This is a genomic window from Mycobacterium sp. 134 (assembly GCF_048282715.1).
GTDB classification, from domain to species: domain Bacteria; phylum Actinomycetota; class Actinomycetes; order Mycobacteriales; family Mycobacteriaceae; genus Mycobacterium; species Mycobacterium septicum.
Genome location: NZ_JBLVUN010000008.1, coordinates 4,391,022 through 4,404,249, shown reverse-complemented (window position 1 = coordinate 4,404,249; position 13,228 = coordinate 4,391,022). Strand labels below are relative to the sequence as shown.

Here is a 13,228-nt window from a genome sequence, read left to right as displayed (position 1 = left end):
CCCCAAGGCGTCAACGCAGAACCCCGGTGCACCTCGGTGCGCCGGGGTTCTGTGCTGTCTGGGGGCAACTGTGTGGGGCAAACGGGCGCACACACCGTGCACCGGGTGTCACGCTGGAGTGGCGCTTCGAGCCCGAGAACCACTCTCGCGTGACAGGGCGGCGCGGCGGTGCGGCGGCGGTGTGGCCGGCCGTCTGGACTACGGACTTTCCAGGGTTTGAATCTCGGCATGCGGTGCCAGTGTTGGTTCTGTCAGCACGTTGAGAAAGGGATTCGCACAATGAAAATCACAGTCATAGGTGCCAGTGGCCAGATCGGCTCGCGGGTCGTGCGGTTGCTCACCGAAGCCGGGCACGACGTGGTGGCCGCTTCCCTGTCGTCGGGTGCCAACGTCCTGACCGGCGAGGGCCTGGTCGACGCGCTCAACGGCGCAGAGGTGTTGGTCGACGTGGTCAACTCGCCCTCGTTCGAGGACGGCGCCGTGATGGACTTCTTCACCACGTCCGCACGCAACCTGGCGGCCGCCGCGAAGGAGACCGGTGTCGGGCACTACGTCGCGCTGTCGATCGTGGGCACCGACGGCCTGCCGGACAGCGGCTACATGCGGGCCAAGGTGTCCCAGGAGAAGGTCATCACCGAGTCCGGGCTGCCGTACACGATCGTGCGCGCCACGCAGTTCCAGGAATTCGCCGAGGCGATCACCGCGACGCTGGTGGTGGGCGACGAGGTACGCGTCCCCGATGCCCGGATCCAGCTGATCTCCGTCGACGACGTCGCAGCCGAGGTGGCCAAGGTCGCCCAGGCCGCACCGCTGGGCGGCATCGTCAACATCGGCGGGCCCGACAAGATCTCGTTCGCCGACATGGCACGCGCGGTGCTCGCCGAGCAAGGTGACGACAAGCCGGTCGTGATCGATCCGCGGGCAACATATTTCGGCACCGCCGTCGATGACGACAGCCTGGTGACCGGCGACGACGGGATCCTTGGTGAAACTCGTTGGGTCGCATGGACCGGGGCGCACTGACATGCCTGTCACAGCGGAGCAGGAAAAAGCCCTCCACGATGCGATGACTGTGATCGCCACCGCGACACCGCCGTTCATTCCGCCGAATGCCGAGGTGATGACGACCATCATCGAGTGGCCCGCGGGATCCCCTGGGGCGCCGCCACACCGGCATCCCGCCGGACCCGCGTTCGGCTATGTGCTGGAGGGCGAGATGCTGTTCGAACTGGAGGGCGAGGCGCCGCGGGTGGTCAAGGCGGGGGAGGCCTTCTGGGAACCCGGCGGTGACGTCATCCACTACTCGGATGCCAACAACCGTGACGACATACCGCTGAAGTTCCTCGTCAACATGCTGTGTGTGCCAGGCGAACCCATGCTCGTCATCGTCGAAGACGAGGAGCTCGAGGCCCGCAAGGACCGGCGAGTTCGCTGATGGCCGAGTTCGGAGACGTCGTCCGGTCGCGTCGTTCGTCACGAATGTTCCTGCCGGACAAGCCTGTTCCACGTGAGCTCCTGGATGAGGCGCTCGCGTTGGCAGTGCGGGCGCCGTCGAACTCGAACACACAGCCCTGGCACGTCTTCTTCGCCACCGGCGAGCGGCGCGTCCGATTGGTGGACGCGCTGCTCGCCGCGGTCGAGGCGGCGCCGCCGGCGGTGGGCTCCGCGGGCCTTCCGCCGCGGTTCGCTCACCTGCGCCGCGAGAGCGGTGCCCTGGTCTACGGTGCGATGGGGATCGCCCGCGACGACGCCGAGGGACGCTGGGCCGCCCAGAAGCGGAACTGGGAGTTCTTCCACGCGCCCGTCGCCGGGGTGGTCTGCATGCACCGGGATTTCACCAACGTCGACGCGATGGGGGTCGGGATGTTCCTGCAGACCCTGCTGTTGGCGTTGAACGAACGGGGTCTCGGCAGTTGCGTGCAGGTGTCCATCTCGTTCTATCCGGACGTCCTGCGCGAACAACTGGACATTCCCGACGATCTGACCATCCTGAGTGGGCTGTCGGTCGGCTATGCCGACCCCCAATTTGCGGCGAATCACCTGGACACACCGCGCAACCCGATCAGCGAGAACGTGGTGTTCCTGCAGGACTGACCGGGAGCCCAAAAAGTCACCTGGCGCTCACAGACATGTCACACGGGCGATGCCGTATGGAGACCCGGCTGGGCGACCGTGCTGGTTATGAGCACTGCATCTGTACTCATCGCCGCTGATCACACCGACAGCGCGGCGCCCGATGCGCCGCGCTACACCCTGTTGTTGTCCGCCGATCCCGAGCTCATCGAAGCCGCCCAGCGGCTCCGCCACGACGTGTTCACCTCCGAACCCGGATTCGCCCTCACCGCGGCTGCCGACGGACGTGACGCCGACCGGTTCGACGAGCATTGCGACCACCTGCTGGTACGTGAGGACCGCACCGGCGAGTTGGTGGGTTGCTACCGGATGCTGCCGCCGCCTGGCGCCATCGCCGCGGGCGGGCTGTACACCGCAACCGAGTTCGACGTGCGCGGCCTCGACGCACTGCGGCCGTCCCTGGTCGAAATGGGCCGTGCGGTGGTGCGGACCGACCACCGCAACGGTGCCGTCGTCCTGCTCATGTGGGCGGGCATCCTGGCCTACCTCGACCGTTCCGGGTACGACTACGTGACGGGCTGCGTTTCGGTGCCGGTCGCCGGGAACGCCGACGGCCCACCGGGGACCCAGATCCGCGGGGTCCGCGACTTCGTGCGGCGTCGCCACGCCGCTCCTGCCGAACACACCGTGTACCCCTACCGGCCGGTGGTGCTGGACGGCAGAGGGCTCGACGACATCGACCCGCCCTCGCGGACCACGGTGCCGCCGCTGATGCGGGGCTACCTGCGGCTGGGCGCGCAGGTGTGCGGGGAACCGGCCCACGACCCCGACTTCGGGGTGGGGGACTTCCCGGCCCTGCTGGACAAGCGCCGCGCCGACGTCCGCTACCTCAAGCGCCTGCGCTCGGTGTCGGCCGCGGCCGACATGGCCGACGGGACGGCCGGGGGCGCGTCATGACCACATGTGACCAATCGTGGCTGCCCAAGGCCTCGTGCGACGGCAGTTGCGTATATGCCGGCGGCGCCGACGCCGGCCGTCGGCTTGTGGTCTGGATCCGCACCACCATCCGGGTGGTGATGGCCGTCGTCCTGTTCCCCTGCGCGGTGCTGCTGGCGGTGCCGATGCCGGGCCGCTCGCACGTGCAGCGGTTCTACTGCCGGTTGATGCTGCGCTGCTTCGGCGTCCGGGTCACCTTGTCGGGCGGGCCCATTCGCAATCTGCAGGGCGTGCTCGTGGTCAGTGGCCACGTGTCGTGGCTCGACATCTTCACGATCGGTGCGGTGCTGCCCGGTTCGTTCGTGGCCCGTGCCGACCTGGTGGAGTGGCCCGCGCTGGGCCGGCTGGCCCGGGTGATGAAGGTGATCCCGATCGACCGGGGCAGCCTGCGCCGGCTGCCCGCGGTGGTTCACACCGTGGCCGAGCGCCTGCGCGCCGGACACACCGTGGTGGCCTTCCCCGAGGGCACCACCTGGTGCGGCCTGGCCTACGGACCGTTCCGGCCGGCGATGTTCCAGGCCGCGATCGACGCGGCCCGGCCAGTGCAGCCGTTACGCCTGGTCTACCGCCACCGCGACGGCCGGCCGTCGACGATTCCGGCCTTTGTCGGGGAGGACACCCTGCTCCGGTCGGTGCGGCGGGTCATCACCGCACGTCGCACGGTGTGCCACGTCCATGTGGGGTCGTTACAGCTGCCGGGAGACGACCGACGGGTACTGGCCGGACGCTGCGAGGCGGTGGTGCGCGGCCACCAGGAGCTGCCTGGAGCTCCCGCGCACGTGCTGGCGGCCTGAGGCGGCTGGAGGGAGGGTCGCCTGCCAGCGGCTATCCTAGGAGGGTTATGGCCTCCATCCTGACCTCCTCCTCAGGCGGGCCGGTCTATCTCGATCACGCCGCCACCACCCCGATGCACACCGCTGCCATCGAGGCGATGACCGCTGCGCTGGCCACCGTCGGCAACGCGTCGTCGCTGCACGGTTCCGGCCGGATGGCGCGCCGCCGGATGGAGGAGGCCCGCGAGACGCTGGCCCAGCTGCTGGGCTGTCGCCCCTCGGAGGTGATCTTCACCGCCGGTGGGACAGAGAGCGACAACCTGGCCGTCAAGGGCATCTACTGGGCCCGCCGCGATGCCGACCCGGCGCGCCGCCGGATCATCACCACTGCCGTCGAGCATCACGCCGTCCTGGACGCCGTGCAGTGGCTGGTCGACCACGAGGGTGCCGAGGTGACCTGGCTGCCGGTCGACGCCGGGGGCGCCGTCGCACCCGAGTCGCTGCGTGCCGCGCTTGAGGCCGGCGACGGACCCGCTGACGTAGCCCTGATCAGCATCATGTGGGCCAACAACGAGGTCGGCACGATCATGCCGATCGCCGAGCTGGCCGCCGTCGCGACCGAGTTCGAGGTCCCGATGCACAGCGACGCCATCCAGGCCGTCGGCCAGATCCCGGTCGACTTCACCGCCACCGGGCTGGCGGCGATGAGCGTGGCCGCGCACAAGTTCGGCGGCCCGATGGGCATCGGTGCCCTGGTGCTGCGTCGTGACACCGCCTGTGTGCCGCTGCTGCACGGCGGCGGTCAGGAGCGCGACGTCCGCTCCGGGACGCCCGACGTGGCCGGTGCGGTGGCGATGGCCGCGGCCGCCGAGGTGGCCATCGGCGGGCTCGCCGAGCACAGCGCCCGCGTGCAGGCGTTGCGGGACCGGCTGATCGACGGTGTGTTGTCCATGATCGAGGACACCTATCTCAACGGGCCGCAGGGAGCCGGCCGGCTTCCCGCCAACACCCACTTCACCTTCCGCGGCTGCGAAGGCGACTCGCTGCTGATGCTGCTCGACGCCAAGGGCGTCGAATGCTCCACCGGGTCGGCGTGCACCGCGGGCGTGGCGCAGCCGTCGCACGTCCTGATCGCCATGGGCGCCGACCCCGCCACCGCGCGGGGTTCACTGCGATTCTCGTTGGGGCACACCAGCACCGACGCCGACGTCGATGCGGTGCTGGAGGTGCTGCCGGCGGCGGTCGAGCGGGCCCGGCAGGCGGCGCTGGCCAGCGCCGGGAGGACCTTCTCATGAGAGTCCTGGTCGCGATGAGCGGCGGCGTGGATTCCTCGGTGGCCGCCGCCCGGATGGTCGATGCCGGCCACGACGTCGTCGGAGTGCACATGGCGCTGTCGTCGGCACCGGGGACGTTGCGCACCGGATCCCGGGGGTGCTGCTCCAAGGAGGATGCGGGCGATGCCCGCCGGGTGGCCGACATTCTCGACATCCCCTTCTACGTCTGGGATTTCGCCGACCGGTTCAAGGACGACGTGATCGACGACTTCGTCGAGTCGTACGCCCGCGGCGAGACCCCGAACCCCTGTGTGCGGTGCAATGAGCGGATCAAGTTCTCTGCGCTGGCGGCGCGGGCGCTGGCGCTCGGTTTCGACGCGGTGGCCACCGGTCACTACGCACGGCTGGCCGATGGCCAGCTGCGCCGCGCGGTCGACGCCGACAAGGACCAGTCCTATGTGCTGGGTGTGCTGACCGCCGAACAGCTGTCACATGCGCTCTTCCCGATCGGTGACACGCCCAAGTCGCAGATCCGGGCCGAAGCCGCCGAGCGTGGCCTGGCCGTCGCGAAAAAGCCTGACAGCCATGACATCTGCTTCATCCCCTCCGGGGACACCCAAGCCTTCCTGGGCGCCCGGATCGGGGTCCGTCGCGGCTCGGTGATCGACAACGAAGGTGCGGTGCTCGCCGAACATCAAGGCGTGCACGGCTTCACCATCGGACAGCGAAAGGGTCTGGGTATCGCGGGGCCGGGTGCCGACGGCCGGCCGCGCTACGTCACCGCGATCGACGCCGAGACGGGCACGGTGCGGGTCGGACCGGCCGAGGACCTCGAGATCTGGGAACTGGTCGGCGACAAGCCCGTGTTCACCAGCGGGGCTCCGCTGCACGGGCCGGTCGAATGCCAGATTCAGGTGCGGGCGCACGGCGGGATCACCGACGCGGTGGCCGAGCTGCGCGACGGCCGGCTGGCGGTTTCCCTGCGGGCACCGCTGCGCGGGGTGGCCCCGGGCCAGACCATGGTGCTGTACCGGCCCGACGCCGACGGCGACGAGGTCATCGCCAGCGCGACCATCGCGCGCGCGTGAGCATCGACGGATGAGCGTCTTCGCAGCGGCAACCGGTATCGGTTCGTGGCCGGGCGACCAGCCGCGGGCTGCCGCTGAAGTTGTCGTCGGTGAACTGCACACCCTCTCGCACCTCGTGGAACTGCCGGCGAGGGGGATCGGCGCCGACCTGATCGGTCGGGCCGGGGCCCTGCTGGTCGACATCGGCATCGACACCGTGCCGCGCGGTTACCGCATCGCCGGTGGCCGCAGCGCCGCGCTGCGGCGCGCCGTGAGCCTGCTCGGCGAGGACATCGACGCGCTGGAAGAAGCGTGGGAGCGTGCGGGGTTGCGGGGCAGTGGGCGCGCCGTCAAGGTGCAGGCGCCCGGTCCGATCACGCTGGCCGCTCAGCTGGAACTGCCCAACGGGCATCGGGCGATCACCGACCACGGTGCGCTGCGGGATCTTTCGGCGTCCCTGGCCGAGGGGCTGGCGATCCACCGGGCCGAGGTGGCCCGGCGGTTGGAGACCCCGGTGGTGGTCCAGCTGGATGAACCGTCGCTGCCTGCCGCGTTGGCGGGCCGGCTGCCGGGGGTCACCAGATTCACCCCGGTACATGCCGTGGACGAGCCGTTGGCGATGAACCTGATCGACGCCTGCGTCGCAGCGGCCGGGTCCGACGTCGCATTGCACAGTTGCGCACCCGAGCTGCCGTGGAAGGCCTTGTTGCGCAGCACTCTTCACGCTGTTTCGGTCGACGTCTCGACCCTGACGCCGGCGGATCTGGACGGTGTCGGGGAGTTCGTCGACTCCGGACGTACCGTGCTGCTCGGTGTGGTGCCTGCGATCGCGCCCGAGGGCAGGCCGTCGGCCGAAGAAATCGCCAAGGCGGCGGTGGCGCTCACCGATCGACTCGGGTTCGCCCGGTCCGTGTTGCGGGACCGCATCGGCATCACGCCGTGCTGTGGGCTGGCCGGGGCGACGTCGCAATGGGCGCGCACCGCGGTGGAACTCACGCAGAAGGCCGCCGACGCGTTCGCCGAAGATCCAGACGCCATTTAAAAAAGCAACCGTCGCGTCGACCGCCTGCGGGCCTACGTCGAGGACTAGCTGCCGCGCAGCTCCCGGCGCAGGATCTTGCCTGCTGACGACTTGGGGATCGCGTCGATGAACTCGACCTGGCGCACCTTCTTGTAGGGCGCCACCAGGCCGGCCACGAACGCCATCACCTCATCGGCGCTCAACTCGGACGAAGGCTGTTTGACCACAAAGGCTTTCGGCACTTCCTCGCCGGATTCCTTGTCCTGCACCCCGATCACCGCGGCATCGGCGATGCTGGGATGGCCCAGCAGCACAGCCTCCAGTTCGGCCGGCGGGACCTGGTAGCCCTTGTACTTGATGAGTTCCTTCAGCCGGTCGACGACGTAGACGCATCCGTAGGAATCGACCTGGGCCAGATCTCCGGTGTGCAGGAACCCGTCTGCGTCGATGGTCTCCCGCGTGGCCGTTTCGTTGTTCAGGTAGCCGGCCATCACGTTGGGCCCCTTGAACCACAGCTCGCCGGTTTCGCTCAAACCCTCGGCCGGGATGTCGATTTCCTTGCCGGTGTCGGGGTCGACCAGCTTGCTCACGCTGTTGGGGACGGTCCAGCCGCACGAGTCCAGCGGTGCGACCGTGCCGACCGACGCCAGTCCGCCGTCGTGCGGGGTGATGTGGCTGACCGGGCTGAGCTCGCTCATGCCGTAGCCCTGAGACACCGTGCAGCTCAATCGATCTGCCACGGCCCGGCCCAGATCGGCATCGAGCGAGGCGGCGCCGGACAAGACGGCCCGCAGTGAGGACAGGTCATAGGACTCCACCAGCGGGTGCTTGGCCAGGGCGACGGCCACCGGCGGGGCGATGTAGACGAACGTGCACCGGTGCGTCGCGATGTTCTCCAGGAATTCAGCGAGGTCGAAGGACGGCATGATGACCAGTTGTGCGCGGGCGTGCAGGGCGGCGTTGAGCAGCACCGTCATGCCGTAGATGTGGAAGAACGGCAGCACGGCCAACAGCCGGTCATCGGAGGTCAGGCCCTGCAGCGGGCGGATCTGGGCCACGTTCGCCGTCAGGTTGGCGTGGGTGAGCATGACGCCCTTGGGGTTGGCCGTGGTGCCCGAGCTGTAGGGGAGCGCGGCCAGGTGCGTGGCCGGATCGAAGCTCACGTCGGGAGCCGGGCCCTCGGCGCCGAGGCCGTCGCCGTCGAGCACCACCACCTGGTCCTCGGTGAGGCCCGCCGCCAGTGCGCCCTCGAGGGCCTGCGGCAGCAGCGCGCTCACCGTGACCATCAGGCGCGCCTTCGAATCCTTGAGCTGCTTGGTGATGTCACGCGCGGTGAACAGTGCGTTGACGGTGGTGGCGGTGGCGCCCGCGCGCAGGATCCCGTGGAACGCGATCGCGAAACCCGAACTGTTGGGGGACAGCAGTGCGACGACGTCGCCGACTCCGATCCCGCGGGCCGCCAGCCCGCCGGCGAACGCGTCGATCCGGCTCACCAGGTCGCCGTAGCTGGTCTCGGTACCGGACTTGGCGTCCACCAGGGCGGTCCGGCCGGCGTCGGCCGCCGACATGTCGGCGAAGAGATAGTCGTAGACGCTGACGGCCGGCAGGGCGACGTCGGGGAAGGGACTGGCGAAACTCATGGGGCTTCCGATCAGTTCTCGTCGAGTTGTTTGATGAGTCGGCGCGAGGCGACCAACCGGAACGAGGCGTCGATGAGTTCGCGGACCTCGGCCCAATCTACCTTCGCCGCAGTGAAGTCCAGACCGAGCCAGCCGAAAGGGCCCATGTAGGCCGGAAAGAAGAAGCGGCTGTCCTGTTCGAGTGCCCGGCGGTCGCTCTCGTCGACCTTGATCAGCAGCGAGTGGGGATACGGCACCATCTCGCCCCGAACCTCGGGTTTGACGTTGCCGCCGTACATGGCGAACATCTTCGGCGCGCAGAACACCGGCCGGCCCCACGAGACCTTCTCGAAGGCCTCGGGGAATCCAAGGGCTACCGTGCGGAGTTCGGCCAGGCCCAGGTCGTCATCGCTGAACATGATCGGGTGCGGCATGTCGACAGGTTAGCGGTAGGGGACCGCCCCGTCCGTTGATAATTAGGCTAGCCTTACCTTGCTTAATCGCAGGAAGGTTGACATGCCCACGACTTGGTTGGATTCCCTCACCCGGCAAACCCGCCGGACGGGTGGTTATCCCTATCCCCATCAGGCCGCCTATTTCCTCAACAATCCGTTGCGCCGACTCAGCGGAGATGACGAGCGGGCCGTCAAGCGGCTGGACCTGACCGGATTCGAGCGGGTACTCGAAATCGGTCCGGGCCCTGGATACTTCAGCGTCGCGATCGCCCGCAACCTGCACCGGGGGCGACTGGACCTGCTCGACATTCAGCTGGAGATGCTGGACAAATCGCGCAGCGCACTCGACCGTGCCGAGTGCTACAACGTCAGTTTCCACACCGGCGATGCCGAGGAAGAGCTGCCGTTCTATGACGACAGTTTCGACGTGGCGTTCCTGGCTTCGGCATTCGGCGAGATATCGGATAAGCGGGGCTGCATCCGCTCCTTGCATCGGATTCTCAAACCCGGTGCGCTACTGGTGTTTCGGGAAGGATTCCCGGACCCGGACCGCCTCAGCGTAGACGATCTGCGTGAGCTGGTGGAAGCCGACGGTTTCGAGTTCTGCGATGCCACCGGGAACCGCTGGCACGACGTCGTCAGGTTTCGGCGCTTGCCGCTGCCTTGAGCTGTCGGAGGGCTCCGCTAGCCTGCCAGGGTGAGCGAGAAGCCAACCGTGGACGCCGGCGCCGCACTGCCCGAACAGGCCGATGCCGACGTGCGGCGGCGCTGGCAGGAGCTTGCCGACGAGGTACGTGAACACCAGTTCCGGTACTACGTCAAAGACGCGCCCATCGTCTCGGACGCTCAATTCGACGCCCTGCTGCGCGAACTGCAGGCCCTGGAGGCCGATCACCCGGAGTTACTCACCCCGGATTCCCCGACCCAGCTGGTCGGCGGGGCCGGTTTTGCCACCGAGTTCGCGCCCGCCGAGCATCTGGAACGGATGTTGTCCCTGGACAACGTGTTCGATTCCGATGAGCTCTCGGCCTGGGCGGCCCGGATCAGCGGGGAGACCGGCGACGCCGCGCACTATTTGTGCGAGCTGAAGATCGACGGCGTCGCGCTGGCGCTCGTGTACCGCGACGGCAGGCTGGTGCGGGCTGCTACCCGCGGTGACGGGCGCAGCGGTGAGGACGTCACCCTCAACGCCCGCACCATCACCGACATCCCGGAGAAATTGACGGCCTCCGACGAGTTTCCGGTGCCAGCCGTGCTGGAGGTGCGCGGCGAGGTGTTCTTCCGGGTCGCCGACTTCGAGGAGCTCAACGCCGGGTTGGTCGCCGAGGGCAAGCCCCCTTTCGCCAACCCGCGCAACAGTGCGGCGGGCTCGCTGCGTCAGAAGAATCCGGCGGTCACCGCGCGGCGCCGGTTACGGATGATCTGCCATGGGCTCGGGCATATAGATATAGAAAGCGCTGGAGGGTTTCCGTTCAAATCCCTGCATGACGCCTATCGGGCGCTGGGTGCGTGGGGTCTGCCGGTCTCCGAGCACACCGCCAGGGTGTCCGGTGTCGCCGCGGTCGCCGAGCGGATCGCCTACTGGGGTGAGCACCGCCATGACGTCGACCACGAGATCGACGGTCTGGTCGTCAAGGTCGACGAGGTGGCGCTGCAGCGCCGGCTCGGCGCCACCTCGCGCGCACCTCGATGGGCGGTGGCCTACAAATACCCGCCGGAAGAGGCCACCACGAAGCTGCTCGACATCCGGGTGAGCGTGGGGCGGACCGGCCGGGTCACCCCGTTCGCCTATATGGAGCCGGTCAAGGTGGCCGGTTCGACCGTCGGCCTGGCCACGCTGCACAACGCGACCGAAGTTCAGCGCAAGGGGGTGCTGATCGGCGACACCGTGGTGATCCGCAAGGCCGGCGACGTCATCCCCGAGGTCCTCGGCCCGGTGGTCGACCTGCGCGACGGGTCCGAGCATGCGTTCGTCATGCCGACCAACTGCCCCGAATGCGGCACCGTGCTGGCGCCTGCCAAGGAGGGCGACGCCGACATCCGCTGCCCGAATACCCGCAGTTGCCCGGCGCAGTTGCGGGAGAGGGTGTTTCATGTCGCAGGGCGCGGCGCGTTCGACATCGAGGGGCTCGGCTATGAGGCGGCGACCGCGCTGCTGCAGGCCGGGGTGATCGCCGACGAGGGCGATCTGTTCACCCTGACCGCCGACCAGTTGCTGCGCACCGAGCTGTTCACGACGAAGGCCGGCGAGCTGTCGGCCAACGGCAAGCGCCTGCTGGCCAATCTGGACAAGGCCAAGGCCCAGCCGCTGTGGCGGGTGCTGGTGGCGTTGTCGATCCGCCACGTGGGGCCCACCGCGGCGCGGGCGCTGGCCACCGAATTCGCCAGCCTGGACGCCATCGTCGCGGCGAGCGAGGAGCAGCTCGCCGCGGTGGAAGGGGTCGGCTCGACGATCGCCGCCGCCGTGATCGACTGGTTCAGCGTCGATTGGCACCGCGCGATCGTGGACAAGTGGCGCGCCGCCGGGGTCCGGATGGCCGACGAGCGCGACGCGAGCATCGAGCGCACGCTGGAGGGTCTGTCGATCGTGGTGACCGGGTCCCTGCCCGGGTTCTCCCGCGATGAGGCCAAGGAGGCCATCATCAGCCGCGGCGGCAAGGCCGCCAGCTCGGTCTCCAAGAAGACCGCCTATGTGGTGGCCGGTGACGCGCCCGGATCCAAGTACGACAAGGCCGTGGAACTCGGTGTCCCGATCCTCGACGAGGACGGCTTCCGCACGCTGCTCGCCGAAGGCCCGCAAGCGGGGCCGGACGCCGCGGAGCCCGAAGAGAGCTAGCCGCAGGGCATTTCAGCGCAGGATCGTGGCGACGATCCCGGCCAGATAACCCAGGCGGGCCACCTCGGAGGGCCGGAACCCCGGACCGCCGGGGCGGCCCAGCACCACCGCGGTGTTCGGGTCACCCAGGGGTGCGGCGGCCAGTGTGGTGTCCATGTCGCGCCACACCTGTGGCACCCAATCCTGGGTGCCGTCGAGAGCGCTGGCCTGCTGCAACGGCAACCACGGCGCCGACTGGGCCTGCGTCTCGGGAGCGCCGTGACTGCCGGCGATGCGCTCGACGCCGGTTGCGGTGGACCGCACCACGACACACCAGCTGACGCGCAGCACCCGGGGTGCCTCTTCGGCCAGCACCTTCAGCCGGGCGGCCTTCGAATGCGCTGCGGCGACATGGTCGATCAACTCGAGCTCGCGGTGTGCCTCCAGCAGCCCGGTGTGGGGACGGATGCTGTCGACGAAGACGCCCGACAGGTTCTCGGCGGCGGTGATCAAGGTGTCCGGCATGGAGCCCTGCGGCAGATCGACGACCAGATCGTCGATCGCGTAGCCGGTCCCGCGCTCGACGACGTCGAGCGACAGGATGTCGGCACCGACCGAGCCGAGCGCCACGGCGAGCGAGCCGAGGCTGCCTGGTCGGTCCTCTAGCTGGACCCGCAGCAGATACGAAGGCACGCGCATCACCTTTGCACAGCGGGCGCAGCGGGGCATGCCGGTGACCCGCCCGAAGCACTGCCGAGGCTGGACCGATCCCCAAGTCGCTGCGCTCGTGCCCGCCGAAACCCGATTTGGTGGCTTGACTAGGCTGCTTTGTCGTGTCGAAGATCTCCCGAGACGAGGTAGCCCATCTGGCGCGTCTGGCGCGCCTGGCGCTGACCGACGACGAACTGGACAGTTACGCCGGCCAGCTGGATGCCATCCTCGGCCACGTCAGCCAGATCCAGTCCGTCGACGTCACCGGCGTGGAAGCGACGGACAACCCGCTCAAGGACGTCAACGTCAGCCGGCCCGACGTTGTCGAGCCGTGCCTGACGCAGGAGGAAGCGCTGGCCGCCGCGCCGCGTGCCGAAGACGGGCGCTTCGCCGTGCCGCGGATTCTCGGAGAGGGTGAATGACG

General features: G+C 68.8%; 14 protein-coding genes. 11 read left to right on the top strand and 3 right to left on the bottom strand.

The features are described 5' to 3' along the window. Positions 1-279: 279 nt before the first annotated feature. From ACNQVK_RS25725 to ACNQVK_RS25690, 8 genes are all read left to right on the top strand, one after another. Complete coding sequence (locus tag ACNQVK_RS25725) at positions 280-1,023, top strand: SDR family oxidoreductase (protein WP_418031776.1); 744 nt, start codon at positions 280-282, stop codon at positions 1,021-1,023. A 1-nt stretch (position 1,024) separates the two neighbouring features. After that, positions 1,025-1,435, top strand: coding sequence for a cupin domain-containing protein (locus ACNQVK_RS25720; protein ID WP_044517420.1), 411 nt, complete (start codon positions 1,025-1,027; stop codon positions 1,433-1,435). Further along, complete coding sequence (locus ACNQVK_RS25715) at positions 1,435-2,094, top strand: nitroreductase (protein WP_418031775.1); 660 nt, start codon at positions 1,435-1,437, stop codon at positions 2,092-2,094. Before ACNQVK_RS25720 ends, ACNQVK_RS25715 begins: the two co-directional genes overlap by 1 nt. Before the next feature lie 87 nt (positions 2,095-2,181). After that, positions 2,182-3,030 (top strand): GNAT family N-acetyltransferase, encoded by an 849-nt coding sequence (locus ACNQVK_RS25710; protein WP_418031774.1) that lies wholly within the window; start codon positions 2,182-2,184, stop codon positions 3,028-3,030. Continuing rightward, on the top strand, positions 3,027-3,863 hold the full coding sequence (locus ACNQVK_RS25705; protein WP_418031773.1) for a lysophospholipid acyltransferase family protein: 837 nt from the start codon (positions 3,027-3,029) through the stop codon (positions 3,861-3,863). Before ACNQVK_RS25710 ends, ACNQVK_RS25705 begins: the two co-directional genes overlap by 4 nt. Before the next feature lie 47 nt (positions 3,864-3,910). Then, complete coding sequence (locus ACNQVK_RS25700) at positions 3,911-5,137, top strand: cysteine desulfurase family protein (RefSeq protein WP_418031772.1); 1,227 nt, start codon at positions 3,911-3,913, stop codon at positions 5,135-5,137. After that, positions 5,134-6,204, top strand: coding sequence for a tRNA 2-thiouridine(34) synthase MnmA (gene mnmA, locus ACNQVK_RS25695; RefSeq protein WP_418031771.1), 1,071 nt, complete (start codon positions 5,134-5,136; stop codon positions 6,202-6,204). Before ACNQVK_RS25700 ends, mnmA begins: the two co-directional genes overlap by 4 nt. 10 nt (positions 6,205-6,214) lie before the next feature. Continuing rightward, positions 6,215-7,225, top strand: a complete 1,011-nt coding sequence (locus tag ACNQVK_RS25690; protein WP_418031770.1) for a methionine synthase — start codon at positions 6,215-6,217, stop codon at positions 7,223-7,225. A gap of 44 nt (positions 7,226-7,269) precedes the next feature. On the opposite strand, the gene ACNQVK_RS25685 is transcribed toward ACNQVK_RS25690, so the two are convergent. Next, the gene (locus ACNQVK_RS25685; protein WP_418031769.1) at positions 7,270-8,844 is read right to left on the bottom strand and encodes a 4-coumarate--CoA ligase family protein; all 1,575 of its coding nucleotides are present in this window, start codon (positions 8,842-8,844) and stop codon (positions 7,270-7,272) included. Between the two features lie 11 nt (positions 8,845-8,855). After that, complete coding sequence (locus ACNQVK_RS25680; RefSeq protein ID WP_211153778.1) at positions 8,856-9,257, bottom strand: MmcQ/YjbR family DNA-binding protein; 402 nt, start codon at positions 9,255-9,257, stop codon at positions 8,856-8,858. Positions 9,258-9,354: 97 nt separating this feature from the next. On the opposite strand from ACNQVK_RS25680, the gene ACNQVK_RS25675 reads away from it, so the two are divergent. Further along, a complete protein-coding gene (locus tag ACNQVK_RS25675; protein ID WP_418034334.1) occupies positions 9,355-9,945 on the top strand; it encodes a class I SAM-dependent methyltransferase in 591 nt (196 codons plus the stop codon). Positions 9,946-10,011: 66 nt separating this feature from the next. Beyond that, complete coding sequence (gene ligA / locus ACNQVK_RS25670; protein ID WP_418034332.1) at positions 10,012-12,114, top strand: NAD-dependent DNA ligase LigA; 2,103 nt, start codon at positions 10,012-10,014, stop codon at positions 12,112-12,114. 12 nt (positions 12,115-12,126) lie between these two features. Here the strand turns inward: ligA and ACNQVK_RS25665 are convergent, their stop codons facing one another. Continuing rightward, positions 12,127-12,786 carry an amino acid-binding protein gene (locus tag ACNQVK_RS25665; protein WP_418031768.1) on the bottom strand — a complete coding sequence of 220 codons (660 nt, stop codon included), beginning with the start codon at positions 12,784-12,786 and terminating at the stop codon, positions 12,127-12,129. Between the two features lie 140 nt (positions 12,787-12,926). Between ACNQVK_RS25665 and gatC the strand changes: the two genes are divergently transcribed. Then, positions 12,927-13,226: an Asp-tRNA(Asn)/Glu-tRNA(Gln) amidotransferase subunit GatC gene (gene gatC / locus ACNQVK_RS25660; protein WP_044517434.1), complete on the top strand. Its 300-nt coding sequence runs from the start codon at positions 12,927-12,929 to the stop codon at positions 13,224-13,226. Positions 13,227-13,228 lie beyond the last annotated feature (2 nt).